The 23,736-nt window shown below is 57.4% G+C and carries 24 protein-coding genes; 13 read left to right on the top strand and 11 right to left on the bottom strand.

What is annotated here, in order from left to right; translation table 11 throughout:
* Positions 1–17 precede the first annotated feature (17 nt).
* The 10 genes from F4X57_10085 to F4X57_10040 form a co-directional block, all read right to left on the bottom strand.
* Positions 18–1,538: an NADH-quinone oxidoreductase subunit M gene (locus tag F4X57_10085; GenBank protein MYC07503.1), complete on the bottom strand. Its 1,521-nt coding sequence runs from the start codon at positions 1,536–1,538 to the stop codon at positions 18–20.
* 86 nt (positions 1,539–1,624) lie between these two features.
* Complete coding sequence (gene nuoL / locus F4X57_10080; GenBank protein ID MYC07502.1) at positions 1,625–3,598, bottom strand: NADH-quinone oxidoreductase subunit L; 1,974 nt, start codon at positions 3,596–3,598, stop codon at positions 1,625–1,627.
* A 211-nt stretch (positions 3,599–3,809) separates the two neighbouring features.
* Positions 3,810–4,163, bottom strand: a complete 354-nt coding sequence (nuoK, locus tag F4X57_10075) for an NADH-quinone oxidoreductase subunit NuoK (protein ID MYC07501.1) — start codon at positions 4,161–4,163, stop codon at positions 3,810–3,812.
* Positions 4,164–4,189: 26 nt separating this feature from the next.
* Positions 4,190–4,774, bottom strand: a complete 585-nt coding sequence (locus F4X57_10070) for an NADH-quinone oxidoreductase subunit L (protein ID MYC07500.1) — start codon at positions 4,772–4,774, stop codon at positions 4,190–4,192.
* Entirely contained in the window at positions 4,774–5,445 is a 672-nt protein-coding gene (locus F4X57_10065; GenBank protein MYC07499.1) for a 4Fe-4S dicluster domain-containing protein, read from the bottom strand. The genes F4X57_10070 and F4X57_10065 overlap by 1 nt, the downstream gene beginning before the upstream one ends.
* 2 nt (positions 5,446–5,447) lie before the next feature.
* The gene (gene nuoH / locus F4X57_10060; protein MYC07498.1) at positions 5,448–6,644 is read right to left on the bottom strand and encodes an NADH-quinone oxidoreductase subunit NuoH; all 1,197 of its coding nucleotides are present in this window, start codon (positions 6,642–6,644) and stop codon (positions 5,448–5,450) included.
* A gap of 13 nt (positions 6,645–6,657) precedes the next feature.
* Complete coding sequence (locus F4X57_10055; GenBank protein MYC07497.1) at positions 6,658–7,764, bottom strand: NADH-quinone oxidoreductase subunit D; 1,107 nt, start codon at positions 7,762–7,764, stop codon at positions 6,658–6,660.
* Positions 7,765–7,831: 67 nt separating this feature from the next.
* On the bottom strand, positions 7,832–8,284 hold the full coding sequence (locus F4X57_10050; protein ID MYC07496.1) for an NADH-quinone oxidoreductase subunit C: 453 nt from the start codon (positions 8,282–8,284) through the stop codon (positions 7,832–7,834).
* Positions 8,285–8,297: 13 nt separating this feature from the next.
* Positions 8,298–8,798, bottom strand: a complete 501-nt coding sequence (locus F4X57_10045) for an NADH-quinone oxidoreductase subunit B (GenBank protein MYC07495.1) — start codon at positions 8,796–8,798, stop codon at positions 8,298–8,300.
* A 121-nt stretch (positions 8,799–8,919) separates the two neighbouring features.
* Complete coding sequence (locus F4X57_10040) at positions 8,920–9,456, bottom strand: NADH-quinone oxidoreductase subunit A (GenBank protein MYC07494.1); 537 nt, start codon at positions 9,454–9,456, stop codon at positions 8,920–8,922.
* 366 nt (positions 9,457–9,822) lie between these two features.
* Here F4X57_10040 and F4X57_10035 point away from each other — a divergent pair, with 366 nt between their 5' ends.
* From F4X57_10035 to rihB, 3 genes are all read left to right on the top strand, one after another.
* Positions 9,823–10,890 carry a polyprenyl synthetase family protein gene (locus F4X57_10035; GenBank protein ID MYC07493.1) on the top strand — a complete coding sequence of 356 codons (1,068 nt, stop codon included), beginning with the start codon at positions 9,823–9,825 and terminating at the stop codon, positions 10,888–10,890.
* Between the two features lie 112 nt (positions 10,891–11,002).
* Entirely contained in the window at positions 11,003–11,887 is an 885-nt protein-coding gene (gene hpnD / locus F4X57_10030) for a presqualene diphosphate synthase HpnD (protein MYC07492.1), read from the top strand.
* A 66-nt stretch (positions 11,888–11,953) separates the two neighbouring features.
* On the top strand, positions 11,954–12,853 hold the full coding sequence (gene rihB, locus F4X57_10025) for a ribonucleoside hydrolase (protein MYC07491.1): 900 nt from the start codon (positions 11,954–11,956) through the stop codon (positions 12,851–12,853).
* Positions 12,854–13,031: 178 nt separating this feature from the next.
* Here rihB and F4X57_10020 read toward each other — a convergent pair whose 3' ends face one another.
* Complete coding sequence (locus F4X57_10020; GenBank protein MYC07490.1) at positions 13,032–15,806, bottom strand: SAM-dependent DNA methyltransferase; 2,775 nt, start codon at positions 15,804–15,806, stop codon at positions 13,032–13,034.
* Positions 15,807–16,101: 295 nt separating this feature from the next.
* On the opposite strand from F4X57_10020, the gene sufB reads away from it, so the two are divergent.
* The 10 genes from sufB to F4X57_09970 all read left to right on the top strand — a co-directional run bounded on the left by sufB (position 16,102) and on the right by F4X57_09970 (position 23,732).
* Positions 16,102–17,562 carry a Fe-S cluster assembly protein SufB gene (gene sufB, locus F4X57_10015; GenBank protein ID MYC07489.1) on the top strand — a complete coding sequence of 487 codons (1,461 nt, stop codon included), beginning with the start codon at positions 16,102–16,104 and terminating at the stop codon, positions 17,560–17,562.
* 118 nt (positions 17,563–17,680) lie between these two features.
* Positions 17,681–18,463 carry a Fe-S cluster assembly ATPase SufC gene (gene sufC, locus F4X57_10010; GenBank protein MYC07488.1) on the top strand — a complete coding sequence of 261 codons (783 nt, stop codon included), beginning with the start codon at positions 17,681–17,683 and terminating at the stop codon, positions 18,461–18,463.
* Positions 18,464–18,542: 79 nt separating this feature from the next.
* Positions 18,543–19,037, top strand: a complete 495-nt coding sequence (locus F4X57_10005) for a hypothetical protein (GenBank protein ID MYC07487.1) — start codon at positions 18,543–18,545, stop codon at positions 19,035–19,037.
* Positions 19,038–19,055: 18 nt separating this feature from the next.
* Positions 19,056–19,250 (top strand): hypothetical protein, encoded by a 195-nt coding sequence (locus F4X57_10000; GenBank protein MYC07486.1) that lies wholly within the window; start codon positions 19,056–19,058, stop codon positions 19,248–19,250.
* A gap of 64 nt (positions 19,251–19,314) precedes the next feature.
* Positions 19,315–20,643, top strand: a complete 1,329-nt coding sequence (gene sufD / locus F4X57_09995; GenBank protein ID MYC07485.1) for a Fe-S cluster assembly protein SufD — start codon at positions 19,315–19,317, stop codon at positions 20,641–20,643.
* Between the two features lie 31 nt (positions 20,644–20,674).
* Complete coding sequence (locus F4X57_09990; GenBank protein ID MYC07484.1) at positions 20,675–21,121, top strand: SUF system NifU family Fe-S cluster assembly protein; 447 nt, start codon at positions 20,675–20,677, stop codon at positions 21,119–21,121.
* Between the two features lie 35 nt (positions 21,122–21,156).
* Positions 21,157–21,618 (top strand): Rrf2 family transcriptional regulator, encoded by a 462-nt coding sequence (locus F4X57_09985; GenBank protein ID MYC07483.1) that lies wholly within the window; start codon positions 21,157–21,159, stop codon positions 21,616–21,618.
* Between the two features lie 65 nt (positions 21,619–21,683).
* A complete protein-coding gene (locus F4X57_09980) occupies positions 21,684–21,989 on the top strand; it encodes a non-heme iron oxygenase ferredoxin subunit (protein MYC07482.1) in 306 nt (101 codons plus the stop codon).
* 50 nt (positions 21,990–22,039) lie between these two features.
* Positions 22,040–23,281 carry a cysteine desulfurase gene (locus F4X57_09975; GenBank protein ID MYC07481.1) on the top strand — a complete coding sequence of 414 codons (1,242 nt, stop codon included), beginning with the start codon at positions 22,040–22,042 and terminating at the stop codon, positions 23,279–23,281.
* Positions 23,268–23,732, top strand: coding sequence for an SUF system NifU family Fe-S cluster assembly protein (locus F4X57_09970; protein MYC07480.1), 465 nt, complete (start codon positions 23,268–23,270; stop codon positions 23,730–23,732). The genes F4X57_09975 and F4X57_09970 overlap by 14 nt, the downstream gene beginning before the upstream one ends.
* Positions 23,733–23,736 lie beyond the last annotated feature (4 nt).

Raw genomic sequence — 23,736 nt, 5'->3', positions numbered from 1 at the left:
GGCGGTCTAGCGCATGCTTAACGCAAGCGCGCCTGCGCCACTTGCTCCAGCGAATTCGCTATCGGCTCGACGCCGCTGGAGAAGACGTCGGAAATGTACGATGGGAACACGCCAACCGCGATGATGGCGATGACCAGCAGCGCTATCGGTACATACTGTATGCCCGAAACATCGGTAATGTCCGCGAACCGGTCTTTGATAGGCCCAAACATAACGCGCTGTATCGTCCAAAGTATGTACGCGGCGGCAAGCACTACGCCGAACGCCGCGATTGCCGTCGGTATAGCCCACATCTTGAATGCGCCGAGGAATATCAGCAGCTCCGCAACGAATCCACTTGTCCCCGGTAAGCCCAGTGACGCGAGTCCGGCGACCAGCAGCGCGATGGCGAGGAAAGGCATCCGCTTGGCGAGACCGCCCAAATCCGGGATGTAGCGCGTGTGCGCCTTATCGTACACCATGCCCACCAGTAGGAACAGCAAGCCCGTTATCGTGCCGTGCGTGAACATCTGCATCGCCGCGCCGGTGAGCCCCAGCGTAGATACGGTGCCGTTCACGCCCACTACGGACGCTAAGCCAATCATCACAAATCCCATGTGGCTGACGCTGCTGAACGCGATGAGGCGCTTTAGATCGGTCTGTCGCATCACGACTATCGCGCCGTATATCACATTGATGACGCCAGCAGCCGCGAATAGCCAAGCCGCGTTCTGCGCGACATCGGGGAACATGCTGACGGACACGCGGAACATGCCGTAGCCGCCCATCTTTAGCAGCACGCCGGCGAGAATGACGCTACCCGCCGTTGGTGCGTCCGTGTGTGCATCCGGCAGCCATGTGTGCAGCGGCCAGAGCGGCAGCTTGACCGCGAATCCCACGAACAGCAGGGCGAACACGACGCCAGCCGGCAGCAGCAGGTTCGCGCCTCGAATGGCGTCCGGCAGCGCCGTCATGTCGAATGTGCCGGTTGAGAAGAACAGAACGAGTATGCCCACCAGCATGAACGCGCTGCCCAAAATGGTGAATATCAGGAACTTCATCGCCGAGTATTCGCGCTTGCTCTTGGGATCGCTGCCCCAGATGGCGATGAGGAAGAACATCGGGATTAGCTCAAGCTCCCAGAACAGGAAGAAGAGCAGGAAGTCAAGCGATGTGAAGACGCCCATAACGCCCGTCTGCAACGCCAGCAGCCAGATGAAATACTCGCGGACGCGCAACTGGATGTGCCACGACGCCAGCACCGCAACCAACCCGAGCAAGCCCGTCAGCAGCACAAGCGGCGCGCTGAGACCGTCTATTCCCAGCAAGTATTGCACCGCGAAGCCGTCGTCACCGAGTCCGGGTATCCAGTTGGAGAAGCGGTCAACCAGCTGTATTCCGCCCGCGTTCGTGTCATAGACCGCGAACGCTACGATAGCGAGTATGAAATCTACGACCGCTACCGCTGCCGCGAACAGCCGCGCGTGGGAATAATTTCTGAGCACAAGGGCGATGATTACTGCCCCTGCCAATGGCAGGAACACCACCGCGCTTAACAAGCCTGTGAACTCCAAACCTTACCTCGATGCGCTTTCGATTGCCGTGTTGTTGTCGTGCCGTGTAGTGATTAAACCTGTTTCAAGGGCTAGCCCAAGAACAGGAAGATTGCGAATATGATGAGTATGCCGACCGAGATGCCCATGCCGTACGCCTGCATCTGCCCGGTCTGCACCTGACGGATTGCTGTGCCGGTGTTCGCGCCCAGCCAGCCGCAGAAGTTGACTATCTTGTCAACAATGGACTTGTCCACCCAGTCGAGCGCGTAGCAGATGCCGCTGTAGAAGACATGCCGGACCACCACCGTCTCATACAGCTCGTCCATGAAGTACTTGCGGTAGAGCAGCGTGTGCACTGGCCGTAGTGCGTTGCCCATGCCCTCTGGGGATATGGCGCGGCGGATGTACATCAGATACGCCATGCCGATGCCCAGCAGCGCGACCACGCTCGACAGTGCCGCTATGCCAACGCTGAACACCGCCGTCTCAACATGCACGGACGGAATGTAGTCTAGGAAGTGCGACATCCAGTGCCCTGGGATTATTCCCAAGTCGAAGATAGAGTTGGCCAGGAAGCCCGCGACTATCGCCGGCACCGCCAAGATTATCAGCGGTAAGGTCATTGTCTTCGGCGATTCTTCTAGGTGAACGGGATGCTCTGCGTGGGCGTCCGGGTCTCTTTCCGCGCCGCCCTTGAAGTTGCCGTGGAATGTCATGAACACCGCGCGGAACATGTAGAACGCAGTCATGAACGCGGCAATAAGCGCGAGCAAGAACACGACCATGCTGATAGTGTCGCCGTTTACGCCGCGATTGAATGCGTGCGTCAGAATCTCGTCCTTGCTCCAGAAGCCCGCGAGCGGAACGATACCTGCGAGGCTAAGGCTGCCGATGATGAAAGTGATATATGTCCAAGGCATCGCGGTGCGGAGTCCGCCCATATAGCGCATGTCAAATGTGCCGGTTGCGTGGTTCACGCTTCCGGAGCCGAGGAACAGCAGCGCCTTGAAGAAGGCGTGCGTGAACAGGTGGAATATCGCCGCGCCGTATGCGCCCGTGCCGAGCGCGAGCATCATATAACCGAGCTGGCTGACGGTGGAGTAGGCGAGCACGCGCTTGATGTCGTTCATCACCAATCCCATCGACGCTGCGAATATCGCCGTGATGCCGCCAATAATGGCGACTGTGTTCATTGCGACCATGGATAGCTCGAACACGGGGAAGAACCGGGCGACCAAGAACACGCCTGCCGCCACCATCGTCGCGGCGTGAATCAGCGCGCTGACCGGCGTCGGACCTTCCATCGCGTCGGGCAGCCAAGTGTGCAGTGGGAATTGTGCGGACTTGCCCATCGCCCCGGCGAATATGCCCAGAGCAACCCACTGCGCCACGCCGACCGTCAGCAAGCCAAGCTCAATGCCCTGGTATATGTCGGTTACTACGAATACATTCAAACCCTGCGCGGCAAACGCATCAGAATTGAAGAACAGGAACAGGATGCCCAGTAGAAAGCCGAAGTCCGCGAAGCGCGTGATGATGAAGGCTTTCTTCGCTGCAGCCGCCGCAGCCGGGCGGTCGAACCAGAAGCCGATGAGGAGGTAAGAGCCAAGCCCTACCAACTCCCAGAAGACGAACATCTGGATTAGGTTATTCGCGAGTACCAGCCCCAGCATGGCGCTGGTGAACAGCGACATATACGCGAAGTAGCGCGCATATCCTGAATCGCCGTGCATGTAGCCGACTGAGTATATCTGCACCATCAGGCTTACGCCGCTGACCACGACAAGCATCACCGCGGTGAGAGGGTCCATCAGGATGCCTACGGCGAACTCAAACTCGCCCGCGCTAATCCATGTGTGCACCGGGTAGTGGCTCTCGCCGTGTGTCGAGACCGTGCTGACGAGCGCCCATATCGACAGCGCGAATGTCAGCCCGATTGCGACGATGGTTACATACGCCGCGGTCTGCGACTCCGCGCCTCTGATAGGGCGGATGACAAGTGAAATTAGCGCGAACGACGCGAGGGGCAGGAACAGGATTAGCCAAGCGGCTACTTCTGGCATTGTTTACAGCTTCCTCAGTATTTCATCCGCGACATGCTCGCGGCCCTTTGGGACGAGGACGCGGAATGTGGAGCGCTCGCTCCATGTCAGTATGTCGCCTTCGGGCAGGATCTTGGTCGGCAGTCCGTCGCCTTCCAACACATCCTTCCACATCTGCGCGCTCATAAGGTTTGATGCTCTCTTGTAATCGGTCCACATAGTAAAGCCCTTGCTAGTTCTTCAGCTCGGCGGCATCGGAGACGAATATGCTCGCGCGCTGCCGGAATATAGACAGCACGATAGCAAGCCCCAGCGCGACTTCCGCCGCCGCGACAGTGATGATGAATACCGTGAAGACTTGACCCGTCAGCAGGAATTGCACCGCCTGGTCCGCGCCCGTCTGCGGGTTCTGCGCGATGCTGGCGGGCACGATGTAGCGCGACATGGCGACCGCGCTGATGTTGACCGCGTTGAACATCAGCTCGAGCGACATAAGGACTGCGATGGCGTTCTGTTTCGTTATCGCGCCGTACAGGCCTATTGCGAAGATTATCGCCGCTACTATCAGGAAGTTCTCTAGGCTCAAGTATTTCGACCTTTCGGCTTCTACTTCTAGTCAGACTCTGAATTGCCGGCTGACTCGCGCTCGCGAATGAGCGCCAGCGCGCCAATGAGCGCCGCAAGCAGCACCACTGACGCTACCTCGAACGCAAGTACAAAGTCGCGCAGCAACAGTCGTCCTATCCAAGGGATGGTGTTGGAATAGACCTCCGTGATTTTCGCGGTGGTCTCTTCGGCGATAGCGCCACTGGCGATTGCCGATTCGAGCGTGTTCCAGTTGGTGCTTACCGCGACATATATCGCAACCGCCGCGAACAACGCCGAGAATATCGCCATCGGAAGCCGGAACTTGTTCGCCGGGCTGCCTTCTTCCACATCGCGCGTCATCAAGATGGCGAAGATTATCAGCACGGATATGGCGCCGACATACACCAGCACCTGCACGACCGCCAGGAACTCGGCGCGCAGCAGGACGAACATTCCCGCCACGCCGAGGAAGGATACTATCAGAAAGAGGGCTGCCCTGAACAGGTCTTTGAGTAGGACGACCGCCAGCGCCGCGATGATGCTGGAGACGGCGATAACCCAAAAAACTATGTCCGCAAGCAGGCTTGCCTCAGTGCCCTGACCCAACATCAGCGTTCAGTCCACCTTTCTTGCTGCTGCTCGACCGTCGGGCGTTCGTGCCGTCCGGCGTTCTGCCATTCGATCTCTTCGTGGCTATGCGGATGGTAGTCCTTGTCTTCTATCTGCGGGCGGAACCACAGACTTGGGCGCTTGGGCGACTCGTTGAGCATCTGCTTGTTGATTACCAGGTCGTGCCGGCGGTACTTGCCTTCCTCAAACCCGCTGCCCATGTGCAGTGCGTCATACGGACACGCCTCGACGCACAAGCCGCAGAACATGCAGCGCCCGATGTCAATGTCGAACACATCGATGAAGTACTTGTCGCCTTCCGGTATCTGCTGCTCGCTTGGATGCGTTACGATGCGGATGATGCCCAACGGGCAGTATTTGGCGCAGCTCGCGCATCCGGTGCAGCGCTGCTCGTACCAGCTAAACTCTTCGCCGCGAAAGCGACCGTGCTGCGGCATGCGGTCAGGCACGCTGACCATGCCGACAAGCGCCTTCACCGCCGTGCCGGGCTTCTTGACCGCGAATGAGAGAGCGTTCGTGTTCTGCATCTTCGCCAAGCCGATTAGCCCGATTTTCCTGTCCGGATACTGATTAAGCGTGAACATCCGTCCGGGCTTCACCAAGTTCTTCATGGTGATGCTCAAGCCCTTTAGCAGTCCTGTTCCATACATGGCTAGTCTGCCTCCGCGTACATGTTTGCAAGGGGTGAAGGCTTTGGCGCCGGGCGTTCCAGCTTCTTGCCGCCGAGCACATTGACCATAATCGCGATAGCGGCAAGAGTAATAGCCCAGTTGACAGCAGCCATTGTCCACATTCCGCGCGTGGTTATGTTCCCCTCGCCGTCTTGAAACAGCATCACCTCGATGGCGATGACGAAAATGTTCAAGATGGCGAGAGCGAACAAGCCCTTCCACGCAAAGCCCATAATCTGGTCGATGCGCAGCCTAGGCCAGGTGGCGCGAATCCAAAGCAGTCCGAACAGAACGAGCACGACCTTTATGATGAACCAGAGCTGCCCCGGTATCGGGTCGAAGCCGCGCGTGCCGCCCAAGAACAGCACCACGGCTATGATGCTCACGACTATGGGCGCCATGAATTCGGCGAGCTGGAAAATGGCGAATTTCATTCCGCTGTATTCGGTATGGTAACCGGATCCAAGTTCGGATTCTGCCTCTATTTGGTCGAAGGGCGTGCGGCTCATTTCAGCGGAAGCCGCCGCCATGAACACGAAAAAACCGAGCGGCTGAACCAGCAGAAAAGGCACGCTCTGCGCCTGCACAATTTCGTAGAGCGACATGGAATTGGCTATCAGCACAACGCCCACCAGTGCAAGCGCCATAGGCACTTCGTAACTGCACAGCATCGCTACGCCGCGCATCGAACCCAGCATGGCGTACTTGTTGCGGGAAGCAAAGCCGGCCGCCAAGACAGCGACCGTGTTTACGGAGGTGACGCCGATTAGGAATAGGACGCCTATATTGAGCTTGCCTAGAAAGGAGCTCTCGCCAAAGGGTATGATGGCGATTGTAAGTACAGTCGGCGCGAACAATGCGATAGGCGCGAGCGCGAACACAATCTTGTCCGCAGTCGAAGGAACGGTATCTTCCTTGACGATGAGCTTGATGACATCGGCGAATGGCTGCAGCAAGCCGAATGGGCCCCAGCGATTTGGACCGAGCCGCGCCTGAAACCTGCCAATCATGCGGCGCTCGAACCATGTGTAGAGCGCGGTCGCCATCACCATCGCGTTTATCACGATGAAGGCGAGCACCCCGCATGTCGCGGCGTACGCGAGCCAGCCCGGCAGGAACAGCGCGAATATGCCGTAAATGCCGTGGAAGCTCAGTATGCCCGTCTCAGAGAAGTCCATATTCCAGTCGCCTTTACCTATCTACCTCGCCCAGCACGATGTCGATTGAGCCGAAGATGATAATAAGGTCGCTCATCTTCCAGCCCAGCAACATTTCGCGCAATGGCGTGATATTTATAAAGGATGGCGCGCGTACATGGCAACGGTACGGCGAAATGCCCCCGTCGCTGACGAGATAGAAGCCCAGCTCGCCCTTCGGCGATTCGACCGCGGCATAAGCGTCACCCTCCGGCGGTCGTATGAAGAACGGCGTCTCCGCACGGATCGGACCATTCGGAGGAATCGCGTCGATACACTGCCGTATGATCCGGATGCTCTCCCGCATTTCCTGAATGCGCACGATGTAGCGGTCGAATGTATCGCCAAGTGCGCCGATAGGAATGTCGAAATCCAGCCTGTCGTATATCTCGTACGGGTCTGCCTTGCGCAAGTCCCATTCGACGCCTGCCGCTCGCAGCATTGGTCCGGAAATCGAGTAGTCCACCGCGTCCACATCGTTTAGCAAGCCGACTTCGCGTGTTCGCGTCAGAACGATTTCGTTGCCGGAAATGAGGCGTTCGAGTTCGTCGATGTATGTAGGCATATTGCCGATGAACTCTTCGAGCGCAGGCCAGAATTCAGGTGGCGTGTCTTGGAACACGCCACCGGGCCGCATGTAGCTCAGCGTGATGCGCGCGCCGCAGAGCATCTCGAACAGGTCGAGTATGCGCTCGCGCTCGCGGAAGCAATACATCAGCGGCGTGGCAAGCGCGCCGAGGTCGTTCAGCAGGAATCCTGTCGCCATCAGGTGGCTTGCGATGCGCTGCAACTCCGCGCTTATGACGCGGATGTACTGCGCGCGCTCAGGCACTTCAATACCCGCGAGCTTTTCTACCGCGCGTACATATGCCAGATTGTTGGACATGCTGGCGATATAATCCATGCGGTCGGTAAGTGTAACAATCTGCACATAGGTGCGCCCTTCCGCGAGCTTTTCCGAGCCGCGATGAAGGTAGCCGAGCACAGGTTCCACATCAACGATAACTTCGCCGTCGAAGGTGACGCGGAGTCTGAACACGCCGTGCGTGCTCGGATGTTGGGGCCCCAAATTAATGGTGACCGGCTCGGTCTTAACGGTCATGTGCTTGCTGTCTTTCTTAGGGTAATCGTTCTGCCCGTTTGGTATTGGCTGCTTGTCCTAAAGGGGCTTATGGGTCTTGCCCAAGGTAGTCTTTGCGCAGCGGATGCCCAGGAAAGCCCTCCCACAGTAGGATGCGCTTGAGGTTGGGATGCCCATCGAATCGTATGCCGAACAAGTCCCAGACTTCGCGTTCCTGAAAATCCGCGCCGCGCCAGATGCCGCAGACTGACGGAGCGCTCAGGTCGTCTCTGCCGTAGCAGTGCGCTTTCAGCACGACGCTTTGGTTGCGCGTCAACGATGTCAGGTGATAGACAAGCTCGAAGTATTCCACATAGTCAACGGCGGTTATCGAAGACAGGAAGGAAAACTCAAGCCCTTCCGTGTCCCGCAAGAATGCCGCGACATTGGCGATAGAGGCGAGTTCGATCCAGACATCGCCGCCGCTGGATCTGACGACAGCGCCCGGCAAGTCGGCGTTAATCCGCCTTGCTACATCCGCCCCGGCAAGAGTTCTGGTCATAGGCAGTATATTCTCACTTCTTGCGGGCGATGGAGTATCGCTTAATCTTCTCGTGCAGCTGCATAATGCCGTAGAGCAGCGCGTCCGGACGAGGTGGGCAGCCGGGCACATACACATCGACCGGGATGATGTGGTTAACGCCGGGCACTACGCTGTAGCTGCCGTAATATGGACCGCCGCTGGTCGCACACACGCCCATGGAGATGACCCACTTGGGTTCCGCCATCTGCTCATAAACGCGTTGAATTGCGGGCGCCATCTTCCAAGTGACCGTGCCTGCGATGATAATCAGGTCGGCTTGGCGCGGTGAGGGCCTAAACGCTTCCATGCCAAAGCGCGCGAGGTCGAAGCGGGACATCGCGCTCGCCATCATCTCGAAGGCACAGCATGCTAGTCCGAATGACAGTGGCCAAACGGCAGACTTTCTGCCCCAGTTCACCAGCGCATCCACCGATGTTACGGCGACATTGCGCTCCAAGTCGTCCGGCACTTCGATGACAGGCTCGGTCAGCATAGAGGTATGCGTAGCCTTGATGTGGTTGATGACCTCGCCTTCGTCTATGTCCACTTCCCAGCTCTGCTGGGCGAGCGGTATGACTAGGCCGGCGCTTGACTGCGTGCTGTTCTCGGTCATACTAACTCCATTCAAGCGAACCCTTGCGCCAAGCGTATAGCCAGCCGACGATGAGGATGGCGATGAAGACCATCATCTCCAGCAATATGAACACGCCGAATTCACGGCTCATGTAGCCGAAACTCGCCGCCCACGGAAAGAGGAATATGACCTCTACATCGAAGATCACGAACAGCAGCGCAAAGCCGTAAAACCGAAAGTTGAACTGGCTCCACCTGCCGGTCAGCGTCTCGAAGCCGCACTCGTAGATGCTCTCCTTGATGGCGCTGGGCATCTGCGGCCGAATCTTGAACAGCGAGAGCGCCCAAGACGCAAGCAGCATGCCTGCGGGGACGGCAACCGCGATCGCGGCGAATATGGCTATGTAACCGTATTGTCGGAAGTAATCGTCAAGCATTTCTTGGCAATGGCAATCCCTTTCTCGCGGTGAATATAGCATAGCGCGCGAGATGATTGCAAGCGAAATAGGGCAGAATGGGTGGCGCGAACTGTCGCTGCCACACCGCGCATTAACGCACTGTGAACGCGCCGCTTTCATTAGTTCCTCCCTTGCCTTCGTCCTGATTGGGGTATGTTAACGTTGAGATTGAATGGGCGGAACGCAAGGACGGTAGATGGGACTGGCCGGTCGCCCCTAGGGATAATGACATACCGGGTACGAAAGCAGATACTTGCCCTTGTCAGAGGAAGGTTAAGGTGGGAGTAGGCTAGGGTGTACGTGTTCTGCCATTTGCACAGCCCGATTCAGCCATGCGCGCACATTGACTAGAATCGGGCGCGGTGCTAACCTGACTCAGACTGGACGCACGCATTTGCCACATTGAACTACGTGAATTATCACGCAAGAAGTCGCCCGTGTTGTGGCGCGCCGAACGCCTGCAGACTATTCCCAGCAAAGTGCCTTATGAGCCAAGCCCAAGCCGCGAACATCGCCGAAAGACCGCGCCCTGAACTGCCGAGCATGTTCGCGGAATACCGCGCCGGAATAGGCGCCGCGCTGCGAGAGGCGCTGGACAAAGACCGCCCCGCCTTCGACCTGCTGCGCTACTACATGGGTTGGGTTGACCCGCAAGGCAATCCCGCCGCCGGTACGGAAGGCAAGTATGTGCGCCCGACGCTATGTCTGTTCTCGTGTGAATCGGTCGGCGGCTCTCGTGAGAACGCCATGCCCGCTGCCGCCGCGCTCGAACTCATCCACAACTTTTCTCTGATTCATGACGACATTCAGGACCGCGACGAGACGCGCCACCATCGCAAGACGCTGTGGGCAATTTGGGGCATACCGAAGGCTCTGGTGGCGGGCAATGTGCTGCGAATAGTCGCGGACAGCACGCTTGACGATCTGCAATCCGCAGGCGTGCCGCCGAGCCGAGTCATATCCGTGGTGAACCAGCTCACGAACGCGTACATTGAGATGATCGAAGGGCAATACCTCGACATCTATTTCGAGGGACGGAGCGAGATTAGCTTGAAGCAATACCTCCATATGATCGCGCGCAAGACCGGTGCGCTCATTCGCTGCGCCTTCACGATTGGCGCGGTGATAGGCTCGACTGACGCGGATAAAGATGCTGCGTCGTTCAAGGAAAGCGGTAGAGCGCTGGGTTTCATCTTCCAGGTGCGCGACGACATTCTCGGCATATGGGGCGATGAACGCAGCACCGGCAAGCCAGTAGGCGCGGACATCCGACGCAAGAAGAACTCTTTTCCCGCCGTTTACGCAATGTCTGCTGCGAAGGGCGCGGACAAGCGCCGCCTGCTCGACATATACCGCAAAGACGAACCGGATGACACGGATGTGGAGGACGTGCTGCATATCATGGACGGTCTAGGCGTACGAGAACACGCGCACATCCTAGCAGTCGATGAAGGTGAAGCGGCGATAGAAGCCCTAGCCGGTGTGGAAATGGACGCGCGCGCGCGGCAAGAGTACAAGAATCTGGTAGAGTTCCTGCTGTATCGTGAGCACTAATTCCATGCAGTTACCCATGCGCGCTTTCGCCGACGATGTGCGCCAAACTGTCGCGTTGCCCTGCTGCCGGATTGCGGATTTGCAAGACGGAGTGTGAAACTGACAGCGACTGATGGCTACCGAACTCGACCTAGCTTACGACCACTGCCAGCGCGTAGCCAAGCAAAACGCGCGCAGCTTTTACTACGCATCTCTTCCGCTGCCACGAGACAAGCGCCGCGCAATCTATGCCGTGTACGCCTACTGCCGCCTGTGCGACGACATCGCGGATGGGGACCTGCCTATCGATGAGAAGTATCGCGGCTTCGCGGAGGTGCGGCGCAATCTGCAATCGTCCACGACGACGGGCGAGGACGCGCAGATGTATCTCGCTTTACGGCACGCCGCGGAAACATTCGGCATACCGTATTCATACTTGGACGAGATTCTGCAGGGCGTCGAGATGGACATGGTGAAGACGCGGTTCGCCGACTTCGACGAACTGCGCGAATACTGCTACAAGGTTGCGTCGGTCGTGGGGCTGGTTTGCATCAGGATTTTTGGCTACACCGACGCGAATGCCGAAGAATACGCCGCTGATATGGGGCTTGCGCTGCAACTGACGAACATTCTGCGCGATGTGAAGGAAGATATAGAGCGCTGCCGAGTTTACATTCCGCAAGACGAAATGCGACGTTTTGGATACACCGAAGCCGAACTTGAACGCGGTGCGATGACTGACGGCTTTCGGGCATTGATGGCGCATCAGGCACAGCGCGCACAGGAATACTACGACCGCAGCCGCGCGCTGTTCCCGCTGATTGCTGCGGACGCCCGCGCCTGCCCGCAGCTGATGCACGCGACATACGGCGGCATACTAGAACGCATAGAGCAGTCGGGATACAATGTGTTCGAGCGGCGCATCGGATTGAGCAAGCCCGAAAAACTGATGCTGCTCGCACGGCTCGGATTGAGCGGCTTGCTGTCCGCGCTGTCGCTGCGACGCGCCAAGAGATGAAATGCCATTTATCCACGCTTGCCATCGGCCCTATTTATTCTGCAAATCTTGTGAGCGAGTAGAACCATGAAGTGCATAATCGACACAGACCCGGGCGCGGACGATGTTCTGGCGCTCATAATGGCGCTGAACAGCCCTGACCTCGACATATTGGCGTTGACGACGGTCGAGGGCAACGCCCGCTTGGAGCACACGACCGCGAACGCGCTGCGCCTGTTGGCGTACATGGGACACGGCGACATTCCGGTGTACGCAGGCTCATCGATGCCGCTCGTGGGCGAGTTTCATCATGCCTACGAAGTGCATGGCGACGAAGGCTTGACCGTGCGCCTGCCCGATACCGATAACACCCCGGCTGACGGCAACGCCGTGGACTACATCATCGAGACCGCGATGGCATCGCCCGGCGAGATAACGCTGTTCGCGCTTGGTCCGCTCACTAACGTGGCGCGCGCCCTGAGGCAAGAGCCGCGCCTGAAGGACGCCGTTAAGCGCGTGTACATTATGGGCGGGCAAGGCGACGGCTCCGGCAATGTTACGCCTTACGCCGAGTTCAACATCTGGGACGATCCGCACGCCGCGAATGTCGTATTCGGCTCCGGAGCGCCGGTGACGCTGCTCGGCTTAAACATATCTCGCCAAACATCGATCCCGCGCGACGACGAATCTTGGCAAAACGGCGACACACCGGGCGAACGACTAGCGGCGCAAGTGCTGGAAAAGTGGTTCGACCTAGACGAAGCCGAGCACCGCCAACGGTTCAGCATGCACGACCCGGTAACAATAATGGCGGCGCTGCGGCCGGACCTGATAGAGACGCGAGCGGCTGCCGTGAGCGTGGAGACGGAGGGTGAGCGTGTCGGGGAGGTTGCCGCAGACTATGAGAGGGGCGGGAGCGTGGACGTGGCGGTAGCCGTGCAGAGCGCCGAAGCGCTGGCGTTCATGCGAGGGCTGTTGTGGGGGTAGAGCGCGGGTTAGTCTTTCAGGATTTTGGCGACGATTAAGCCGATGAGGGCAATGATAATGCCGCTGCCCGCGCCCAGTATTGCGAAGAACAGCCTTTCGATGCGGTTGGTCAGTCGCGTTTCCACGGCGTTGATATCGGTCAGCCAGTCGGGGGCGGTGGCGTTTGAGTCGTGGGCGATCATTGTCCATACCGCCTGCCCGTAACCGACGGCTCGGCGGCTAGATTGCGTCGGATTGTGGCGATGTCCTCCGCATCTATGCCTAGGGCGGCGCACACCGCGGCGTCCAGGGCGCGGCGCGTATCGCAGGCGTTCATCTGTGGCAGGGGGAGCAGCGTCTTGTGGGCGTGGGCGTCATAAGCTGATACCAGCGTTTCTAGTGCGTCGTCATCCAACGTGGTGAAGTCAGGGACGACAATCTTGCGGAGGTCATCCATTGACAAGTTGGGATAGGTCGGCTTTCTGTTGGAACGGTCTCCCAATACCGCCAATATGCCTACCGACGAATTAAGGTATGTACAAAGTGCCCTTTCAATTTGGTCTTGCTTGCTGACATCATCCGCAGTAGACTTGCAAGGAACCCAAGCGGACCCCAGCGCTGGGGATTCCAATCGCACGGACATAACCCTAACTGTTGGCAGAAATATGCGTGTTGGCAACAACATCCTTCCGCGCTTCTTCCAAAGATTTCTCGCCTGCTTCTCTTTCCCACGCTTAGCTACTGCGTGTGTGTCAAACTGAGCAGACATTGATTGAGTGGCATCAGTGTTGTGGTCCCACAACGCAACCATGCCGTCCGCGCTGGGCATTTTCGAGCGGCTGAATGCGCCTCTTAATCCCCTACCGTCAGGTCCTATTTCAGCAACCTTGCTCAAGGGAATGCTGTCAAAAACTTCGCTGCGTCTTAACGCAGCGAAGTTTTTGACCAAGTATTCTGAAAGGAATTGCACTGCGCCCCAGTTTCCGTCGGCAATTTCTTGCGCTGATGCATACTGCACAGTGCCAGCGCCGGAACTTTGCAGCATACCACCCTCAATTGCCCGCGCAACCGCGATAGCTTCGGCGGGCGTAGAGGGATTGACTGCGAGATTTACAACGCGAGTTGGCGGCTTTTGCTTGGTGGCATCTTCCCGCAGTCGGCACACCAACAGTATCTCGCCGATGCTGGTGTTTTCCGAGAAGTAAATGCGTTGTGGGTCGTGCGATACGACCAGTGTGTCTATGTGGTAGTCCCTACCCAAGAACTTGCGTATGTCCAGAGATGACGCATTTGTAGCGGTAACCAGTGGTAGGATTGACGCTATAGTTCCATTTTCGCGCTTTCGCATGAAGTCCGCTAGAATGACGAAAGCGTTGCCGTTGCTGGAAAGATGAACAGGTTTGTTGGCGAACAATCTCTTTTCGCGCGCCTTAAGCTTCGCTTCGTCAGCACTGCTAAACTGGTCATGTCGTAGGCTGTCGCGGGTGAAGGGCGGGTTCATTATCACAATGTCGGACGGATCAGGCTGCGCCATTTCACTGCCGTCGTCAACCTGCGATACGGATTGCGCCATGCCGGGCCAGGGCATCATCATCGGTTGCGCATCAAGGAACTCCAGCGAACCGAGGTGCGCTTTGCCCGCGTCGTCCACGCCTAGGAATGCGCGTCCGATTTTCATGTTTTGAAAGCGCGTGGTGGGCGAGAGCAAGCCCAGCGTGGTTGCCGCCATGTGCGTTGCGGTGAGGTTGACATCGTAGCCCGCAAGAACATTCTCGATTAACGCCTGCCCCAATTCGGCGTCGTCTCTCGCGGCAGGCGCGAGTTCATGGATGCGCTCGGCAGCCGCCATCAGCAGCGTTCCCGTGCCGCAGGCGGGGTCGGTGATACGCAGCTTGGATATGGCGTCGATGTCGTTCCAGTCGCACATGTCGTTTGTGATGGCGAGAGACGCCAAGAGGGTCGCGGCGGCGGTCGTAGTGTAGAAAGAGCCGTCGTAGCGGGCGGTATCGAGAACGGTGTGGAAGATGCGACCGAGCAGGTCGTGGCGCAAGCCGGCGATGTCGCGGGTAAGAGCTAGCGCCGCTTCGCTAACTTCGCGTATCGCGGCGGTGAAAGCGGAGTCATGCGGACAGCCGTTGAGCGCGGTCTGCGCGGTTGAGAATATGGGCTTGTAGTCCACGGCAAGCCAGAGTTCCCATGCGTCGTAGAAAGCGCCAATCGGGTCCGCGTGCTTGACGCAGTGCTGCGCCATGGTGGGAGGCCATTCGCCATTGAAAGGCGTCCGCTCCGGTTGTCGGTTGTCGTACTTTGGCTTGAGTTCGGCGCGGTAGGCGTCCAGACGGGAGTGGAACATCACGGCGGTGGCTACAACCAGAAGCGCGCGCTTTGCGGCTCTGTCATATCGCGCATTGGGTGCGTTGCTCGCCTTGATTTTCCCACTACTCCGCACCCAGCCGGGTAGGTCAAGTGCCTCAGCAAGCATACGCATCTGGGTGTCGCTCAGCCGCCCAACCGCCCTGTCAAGGCTTGCGGACAAGCCCGCCGCCGCCAAATCGGGGTTGCCAAGCTGCATCGGCGCGAACTGTATGACCGACGCCAGTTCGCCAAGATTGGCTTCCGTCCACTTTACATCGTTATATGGAATCTGGCTTCCGGGCGCGCGGATGGTCCAGAGCATTCGACTGTCAGGTATCTGTTGCTTCTCGGAGATCCCGTCGGGGTAGCAGACGGCGATGGCGCAGTCGGCGTTTTTCTGCTTGAGCCGCTTGTCGGCGTCGCTGATAGCTTCGCGCTTTTTGGTAGTTGTCTGTCCCTGCTCGGCTTCAAATGCAATCTTGACGGGGCCGATACGAATTTCTATGTCGATGCGCTTGCGGTCTGCCTGCTTCCGCTCCTGCTTGGCGTCAAGTCCGTGCATGTCCCGCAGCAGTTCGGCAGTCCAGACATTCAGCGTATGTTCGTGTTCTGTCGTCATAGGGATACTAGAACCTCCGTTGCAAGTAAGGAACATTCGTTTGCTTGCAATTATACTACCATACTTGAAAATTGCTAATCGGCGTCTGTTGTTTAGAATGCTTAAATCATTGACCCCCACTTACATACTTTGTTATATTGCTCATGTAATTGTTGACCGATTTAATCAACAACACTTTGGGCAGCATATTGCAAAGGCATTCAGGCGACACATCCTAGCATTGCCAATAGCGTATATCAGCGCTCCGACAAGAAAATCTTGGCGCAGACATCAGCGACAGGGAGAGGCGATTACCATGACTACACAGCAGGTCATCTCGCGCGAGACTGGCGTGGAAGACCAGGCATATAAGTGGGGCTTTGAGTTCGATATAGAATCGGACATCGCGCCGCGCGGTCTGAGCGAAGACATCGTAAGGCTCATCTCGGCGAAGAAGGGCGAGCCGGACTGGATGCTCGAATGGCGGCTGAAGGCGTATCGCCACTGGCTTACGCTGGATAACGAAGAGCCGAAGTGGGCGAATGTCAGCTACCCGCCCATCGATTTCCAAGACATCATCTACTACGCAGCGCCGAAGTCCCAAGCGGACGCGCCGCAGAGCCTAGATGAGGTCGATCCGGAGATTCGCGAGGCGTTCGATAAGCTGGGCATCCCTCTCGAAGAGCAGAAGCGGCTCACGGGCGTCGCGGTGGATGCGGTGCTGGACAGCGCATCGGTGGCGACTACTTACCGCAAAATGCTCGAAGACGCGGGCGTGATTTTCTGCTCGGTCAGTGAAGCGGTCAAGACGCATCCTGAGATAGTGAAGAAGTATCTCGGCACGGTCGTACCGTACACCGACAACTTCTACGCCGCGCTTAATTCCGCCGTGTTCAGCGACGGTTCGTTCGTCTATGTGCCGCCGGGAGTGCGCTGTCCCATCGAGCTGATGACATATTTCCGCATCAACGAACTCGATACCGGACAGTTCGAGCGCACGCTTATCATCGCAGACAAGGGCGCGTATGTGAGCTACCTTGAAGGTTGCACCGCGCCGATGCGCAAGACTCACCAACTGCACGCAGCCGTCGTCGAGCTGGTAACGCTGGACGATGCGGAAATAAAGTACTCCACGCTGCAGAACTGGTATCCGGGCGACAAGGACGGCATCGGCGGCGTGTACAACTTCGTAACGAAGCGCGGCGCGGCGCGGGGCAAAAACTCCAAGATTTCGTGGACTCAGGTCGAGACCGGCTCTGCGATTACTTGGAAGTACCCGAGCGTGCTACTGCAGGGCGACAACTCGGTCGGCGAGTTTTACTCGGTGGCGCTTGTGAACAACTATCAGCAAGCGGACACCGGCACGAAGATGATCCACATCGGCAAGAACACGAAGAGCACGATAATCGCCAAGGGCATTTCGGCAGGGCAGGCGGAGAATACCTACCGCGGGCAGGTGAAGATAATGCCGTCTGCGTCCAACGCGCGCAACTTTACGCAGTGCGACTCGCTGCTCATCGGCGACCGGTGCGGCGCGCACACCGTGCCTTACATCGAGGTGCGCAACCCAACGGCACAGATGGGGCACGAGGCGACCACGAGCAAGGTGGACGACAACCAGCTCTTCTACCTTCAGCAGCGCGGCATCGGCTTGGAAGAGGCGAATTACATGATAATCAACGGCTTCTGCCGCGGCATCTTCAAGGAATTGCCATTCGAGTTCGCCGCAGAAGCCTCGCAGCTCCTGCGCGTGAACCTAGAAGGCACGGTGGGATAGCGCCGCGCCGCCGCAGCTATGTGAAGGCTAGGCAGTTCTACAGAACGCGAGACGGCAATCCATAGTTGAACTAGCACGAATTGGACGAACGGATTGAAAGAGGAAGAATCGGAAAGAAATGACAGACGCGATGAACGACAATGCGCCCCTTCTTGAGATACGCGACCTTCAGGTGTCCATCGAAGACACCGAGATATTGAAGGGCATAAGCCTCACCGTGAACATCGGAGAGGTGCATGCGATTATGGGGCCGAACGGCTCCGGCAAGAGCACGCTCACTAATGTGCTCGCGGGCAGGCCGGAATATTCCATAGACGGCGGTGAAGTGCTGTACAAGGGGCAAGACCTGTTGGAAATGGACCCTGAGACTCGGGCGCGTGAGGGCGTATTCCTCGCCTTTCAGTATCCGGTAGAGCTGCCGGGCGTGCGCTCGTGGCAGTTCCTGAAGTCGGCGGTTGATGCTATACGGCAGCACCGCGGTGAAAGGGAATTGCGAGTACGCGAATTCGACCGCCTGCTCGATGCCGCGATGGACACGGTCGAAATAGACGCCGACCTAGTGCGCCGCTCGGTGAATGAAGGCTTTTCCGGCGGCGAGAAGAAGCGCAACGAGATACTTCAACTTGCGCTACTTGAGCCGACGCTGGCGCTGCTCGACGAGACCGACTCCGGCCTTGACATCGACGCGCTGCGCATTGTGTCCGAAGGCGTGAACAAATTCAAGTCCGACGACCGTTCCATTGTGATGGTAACGCACTACCAGCGCATCCTAAACTACATCACGCCCGACTTCGTGCACGTGCTGCTAAATGGAAGCATAGCCCTGTCCGGCGGTCGTGAACTCGCGCTCGAGCTTGAAGATAAGGGCTACGAATGGTTGCGGGAAGAGGTGCCGGCGTAGAGTTCTAGTTATCAGTGGGCAGTCCTCATACTGAAAACTGACCAACAATTTATTTAATAAAAGAGTAGTAGGGGTTGGAGTGAAATCTTCTGATCTATTTGAAAGTGCCATTGAATGGTTGCAGCAGAATTATTCCAACTACCGATTCTATACGGAGCGCGATATAGTTTGGACTGTGCAAACGCATTTGAACTCCGAAATTACAAGGCATAATATGCCGCATCGTGTATTCAACGACTATACTTTGTTACAAAAACGGCGGGCAGATTTAGTTATCCTCAACAACAACATTGTTGAGATAGCCGCTGAGTTCAAATATGAGCCGTCTCATAACCGAAATGCGGATTTGTGTGGCGATATTCCCAAAGGTAAATTTCCGGTTGTCTCTTGGACAGAAGTGGAAAAAGACATTCATCGCGTAAAGGACTATGTTTCGTCAAAATATGCGAAAGTCGCCTACTCAATACTTATAGACGAGGGCAAGTGGTTCAGACGGAAGCCTGCTCCTGTCGGTAGCGAATGGATAGACTGGATGGAAAATATGTCTATCCTGTGGTCTAAGCAGCAAACATAGAGGACGATAGGATAACTTATGACAACTGAAACGCGAGAACAAGTTGATGCCGCTGAAGTGTACAGCCGCATTGGACGCCTTGAAGGTGAAGTCTCACAAATGAATGCAAGGCTTGACCGAATAGAAGCGGCGCAAAATCGAATTCTGTACTGGATTCTGGGAATCGGCGCAGCAGTTCTGGCATCGGTATGGGTTGGTAATCTGACAGGATAGACGCTACATATTAAACACGCTACTGAAGCCTGACCAACTGAACACTAATAACTGACGGAAACACATGACACAAACTCTCACACGGTACGAACAGTACACCACAGACTTCGATTCGCTGGGCGATGTTGAGCAGCCTGTCTGGCTGCGCGACATTCGCGCGGCGGCGTGGCAGCGCTTTCGCAATGTTGGGCTGCCGACGGCACGGCGCGGCAACGAGCCGTACAAGTACACGAACATAGCGCCCATCGCCGGCGCTGAACTTGCGCTCGCGGCGGATGGCGACTCCATATTCAGCGTTGGCGAACTCAACGCAGTCGCGCCACCGCAGGGCGATAGTCCGCGCGTTGTGTTTATCGACGGGCGATTTTCGCATACGCTTTCGTCTGCGCTGGACGGCGCGGACGGTGTGTCAATTTCCAGCCTCGCGGACGCAATCGCATCCGGCAGCGAAGTCGTTGAAGAGCATTTGGCACGATACGCAGACATCGAAGAAGACGGCTTTATCGCGCTGAACACGGCGTTCATCGACGACGGCGCGCTCATCGAGATTGTCAGCGATGCTTCCGTCGAATTGCCGATCCACCTCGTCTTCGTTACGACGGACGGCGCGCAGACGGTTTCGCATCCCAGAGTGCTATTTACTGCCGGTCGCGGCAGCAGCGCCGCCATCGTGGAAAGCTATATCGGCGTGCCGGGCAATCGCTGCCTGACGAACTCGGTGGCGGAATTCGTACTCGGCGACGATGCTACGCTTGAACACTACCGGCTGCTGATGGAAAGTGAGGACGCTTTTCATGTCGGCGTTGCGCGAGTGCAGCAGAGCGCGGACAGCACGTACAACTCGAAAGTGTTCGAGCGCCAAGTCGGGCTGGGCAGATTCGACTTGTACACGAACATCGACGGCGAAAATTCGTCATGCGACCTGCAAGGGCTATACTTCACGTCCGGCCGCCAGCACATGGACAACTATATCAACATCAACCACAACAAACCGCACTCCAGCAGCAACCTGTACTACAAGGGCATCTTGGACGGCAGGTCTCGCGCGGTGTTCGGCGGCACGGTGTATGTGCAGCGCGGCGCTATCAAAACCGAATCGCATCAGGAAGACAAAAACCTGGTACTTTCGCCGGACGCGGAGGTCGATAGCAAGCCTTCGTTGTATATCTGGGCGGACGATGTTAAGTGCGGACACGGCGCAACAGCAGGCAACATCGACAGGGACACGGTGTTCTATATGCGAAGCCGCGGCATCGATTTGGAAACTGCGAGCCGCCTGCTGATATTCGGCTTCGCCAGTGAAATCATCGACACGGTTGAGGACGACGACCTCAGGGACTTTCTTGAGAGGCTGTTCCTCGACTCTCTCCCCAGTTACAAGTTCGAATTTTAGGCAGACTCTAAGGCAGAATAATCAGGTAAATATGTACGATCTGGACGACCTATATCAAGAAGTAGTGATGGACCACAATCGCCGGCCGCGTAACTACCGCAAGCCGGAATGCACGAACCGGCAGGTCGAAGGGTTCAACCCGCTATGCGGCGACCAAATTACAGTTTATCTTTCTGTCCAAGACAACAAAATTGCGGATATTGGCTTTCAAGCTATCGGCTGCGCCATATCTAAGGCGTCGGCGTCGATGATGACGGAGAGCGTAAAAGGTCTATCATTGGAAGAAGCCGAAAAGGTGTTCGATGAATTCCGCAGCATGATAACGCAGGAAGACTTCGACCCCGATGTGCTCGGCGATGCGGAGCTGCTGCAAGGTGTCTCGCGCTTCCCCGCGCGGATAAAGTGTGCCACGCTGCCGTGGCATGCGTTCAATTCCGCGCTGGCAGACGATAACTCAAAGACGGTTACCATCGAATAGGCGTACCGGCGAGCGGGCGGCTAGGGGAGTTGCCTATGTATATCCCAATCAAGGTCGATTACGGCGTGCGTGCGCTGGTTGACTTGGCGCTGAACGGCGATGATAGACCCGTCCGCGCTAGTGAAATCGCCAAGCGCACGGCAATACCCGAACAATTTCTGGCGCAGGTGCTCTACTCGCTGAACAAGAGCGGCATCACGGGCAGCCATCGTGGACCGCGCGGCGGGCATTTCCTCGCTATGCAGCCTGCGGACATTCGCCTGAGCAGCGTGATGATGAGTCTTGGCGGCACTGAGTCGCCGGTCGCCTGCCTTTCGGACAGTTCGGCGTGCATTCACATCACCTGCTGCGCCCAGCGCGATGTCTGGCGCTCGGTAGCCGAGGCGGTGTACGACATTCTTGATTCCACGACTATCCAGGATCTGGTGAACAGCACGCTCATTCGACTGGAAAGCGAGAAGGGCATGCAGCCCATAGTGATGAAGACGGCGGTCTGACAATCGTCTTCGCGTATCAATTAGGTGTCAGGCAGGTATCAGCCAATCAATCAGGGAGGGTTAGAATGGCTTTTCAGAAAGTTGCAAGCGTGGGCGACATCCCCGCCGGGTCGCTCAAGGTGTACGAGGTCGGCGACAAGGCGGTAGCCGTGTGCAATGTCAGCGGCAATTACTACGCCATCGAGGATGTGTGCACACACGACTTCGCGTCCTTCGAACAGGGCGAACTGGACGGCTGTGAGATCGAGTGTCCTCGGCACGGCGCGCGCTTTGATGTGACCGACGGCTCTGCCACCGAGCTGCCGGCCGTGGTGCCGGTTGACACCTTTACGGTAAGGGTCGAAGGCGACGCCATCGAAGTTGACATTTAACTCCGTGGTCTAACCCAGTAATCGGCGCAAATGGCGCGGCAGGTAACATTATGCTAGATGTGAGGAAGATCCGAGAGGACTTTCCCGTTCTCTCTAAGAAGGTCTATGACGGCAGGCCGCTGATATGGCTTGACTCGGCAGCGACCTCCCAAAAGCCGCGCCAGGTCATCCAGGCGCTTGTTGACTACTACGAGGGCTACAACGCGAATGTGCATCGTGGCGTTCATGCGCTCAGCATGGAATCCACGGAGCGCTATGACGAGGCGCGTGCGAAGGTCGCAGCGCTCATAAACGCCGATAGCCCCGAGACCGTGATATGGACGCGCAACACCACCGAGTCCATCAATCTCGTGGCAAATAGCTGGGGCGAGGACAACATAAGGGCCAGCGACGACATCGTGGTAACCGCGCTCGAACATCACAGCAACCTCGTGCCGTGGCAGCAACTCGCACGCAAGAAGGACGCGAACCTGCGCATCCTGCCCATCACCGAAGAGCACACGCTCGACATGGACGCGGTTGACGACATCCTCAGCCCGCGCACCAGACTTTTGGCGATGGTGCACGAATCCAACGCTGTCGGTACCATCGTTCCGGTCAAGGAACTCGCCAAGAAGGCTCGCGCGGTTGGCGCTGCCGTGCTGGTGGACGGCGCGCAAAGCGTTCCGCACATGCCCGTAGATGTTCAGGACATAGACTGCGATTTTCTCGCGTTCTCCGGACACAAAATGCTGGGGCCAACCGGCATAGGAGGATTGTATGTGAAGCGCGAAGTGCTAGAGCGCATGAGTCCGTTCCTGACCGGCGGCGACATGGTGCTGGCGGTGTCCTATGAAGATGCGTCTTGGAACGAATTGCCGATGCGCTTTGAGGCAGGCACGCCGAACATCTCAGGCGTAGTCGGTCTGGGCGCGGCTGTGGACTATCTGCAAAATCTGGGCATGGAAAATGTCCGCGAGCACGAGATACAGCTGACGAAGTACGCTCTCGATTCGTTCAAGCAGTTTGAAGAAGAGTTGGACGTGTACGGGCCCAAAGACCCCAGTAAGCGCGGCGCTATCGTATCGTTCCATCATCCGGATGTGCACCCACACGACCTAGGCACACTGCTGGACAGGCGCGGCATCGCCATACGCACAGGGCATCACTGCTCTATGCCGATGGTGCGCAGCCTGGGCGTGCCCGCTACGGCTAGGGCGAGCATGTACTTGTACAACACGGAAGAGGAAGTGGACGAGCTTGTAGATGCGCTGCGCGAGGCGTTGAGGTATTTCGGCAATGGCGCTGGGTAGGATTGACGACCTATACCGGGACGCGATACTCGACCACCGGCGCAATCCGCGAAATCACGAACCTCTCAGTGCGCCCGACATTGTGGGTGAGGCGATAAATCCCTTCTGCGGCGACGAAATCCACCTGCAAATGAACATAGACGCGAACCGGCGCGTCAGCGACATTGGTTTGCAGGCTGAAGGTTGCTCTATAATCATAGCCGCCGGTTCGATGTTGGCTGAGGCGGTGCAGGGCAAGGACTTCGACGAAATTGATACCCTTGTCGCGCTGTACCGCAAGATGATGCAGGGAGACACGGAAGCCGAAGAAGCGCTCTTCCACGAGGGCGATCTCGCTAATCTCGCCGGCGTCCGCGATTACCCTATACGGATAAAGTGCGCGCTGCTGCCATTGTCCGCGCTGACGCAGGCAATGCAAAGCTACAGGTCGTCAGTCAGCATTAACGGGTAACGTT

Source organism: Chloroflexota bacterium (assembly GCA_009840355.1).
GTDB lineage: Bacteria > Chloroflexota > Dehalococcoidia > Lucifugimonadales > JADFKI01 > Bin90.
This window is presented reverse-complemented; position numbering and strand designations above follow the sequence as displayed.

Coding starts and splice junctions, on each gene's coding strand:
- F4X57_10040 (MYC07494.1), bottom strand. CDS start 9,456: ATGAAAGCGGCGCGTTCACAGTGCGTTAATGCGCGGTGTGGCAGCGAC.
- F4X57_10050 (MYC07496.1), bottom strand. CDS start 8,284: ATGACCAGAACTCTTGCCGGGGCGGATGTAGCAAGGCGGATTAACGCC.
- F4X57_09980 (MYC07482.1), top strand. CDS start 21,684: ATGGCTTTTCAGAAAGTTGCAAGCGTGGGCGACATCCCCGCCGGGTCG.
- F4X57_09990 (MYC07484.1), top strand. CDS start 20,675: ATGTACGATCTGGACGACCTATATCAAGAAGTAGTGATGGACCACAAT.
- nuoL (MYC07502.1), bottom strand. CDS start 3,598: ATGCCAGAAGTAGCCGCTTGGCTAATCCTGTTCCTGCCCCTCGCGTCG.
- sufC (MYC07488.1), top strand. CDS start 17,681: ATGACAGACGCGATGAACGACAATGCGCCCCTTCTTGAGATACGCGAC.
- sufB (MYC07489.1), top strand. CDS start 16,102: ATGACTACACAGCAGGTCATCTCGCGCGAGACTGGCGTGGAAGACCAG.
- F4X57_10035 (MYC07493.1), top strand. CDS start 9,823: ATGAGCCAAGCCCAAGCCGCGAACATCGCCGAAAGACCGCGCCCTGAA.
- F4X57_09975 (MYC07481.1), top strand. CDS start 22,040: ATGCTAGATGTGAGGAAGATCCGAGAGGACTTTCCCGTTCTCTCTAAG.
- F4X57_09970 (MYC07480.1), top strand. CDS start 23,268: ATGGCGCTGGGTAGGATTGACGACCTATACCGGGACGCGATACTCGAC.
- F4X57_10070 (MYC07500.1), bottom strand. CDS start 4,774: ATGTTGGGTCAGGGCACTGAGGCAAGCCTGCTTGCGGACATAGTTTTT.
- F4X57_10055 (MYC07497.1), bottom strand. CDS start 7,764: ATGACCGTTAAGACCGAGCCGGTCACCATTAATTTGGGGCCCCAACAT.
- F4X57_10000 (MYC07486.1), top strand. CDS start 19,056: ATGACAACTGAAACGCGAGAACAAGTTGATGCCGCTGAAGTGTACAGC.
- rihB (MYC07491.1), top strand. CDS start 11,954: ATGAAGTGCATAATCGACACAGACCCGGGCGCGGACGATGTTCTGGCG.
- F4X57_10065 (MYC07499.1), bottom strand. CDS start 5,445: ATGTATGGAACAGGACTGCTAAAGGGCTTGAGCATCACCATGAAGAAC.
- F4X57_10045 (MYC07495.1), bottom strand. CDS start 8,798: ATGCTGACCGAGCCTGTCATCGAAGTGCCGGACGACTTGGAGCGCAAT.
- F4X57_09985 (MYC07483.1), top strand. CDS start 21,157: ATGTATATCCCAATCAAGGTCGATTACGGCGTGCGTGCGCTGGTTGAC.
- hpnD (MYC07492.1), top strand. CDS start 11,003: ATGGCTACCGAACTCGACCTAGCTTACGACCACTGCCAGCGCGTAGCC.
- sufD (MYC07485.1), top strand. CDS start 19,315: ATGACACAAACTCTCACACGGTACGAACAGTACACCACAGACTTCGAT.
- nuoH (MYC07498.1), bottom strand. CDS start 6,644: ATGGACTTCTCTGAGACGGGCATACTGAGCTTCCACGGCATTTACGGC.
- F4X57_10020 (MYC07490.1), bottom strand. CDS start 15,806: ATGACGACAGAACACGAACATACGCTGAATGTCTGGACTGCCGAACTG.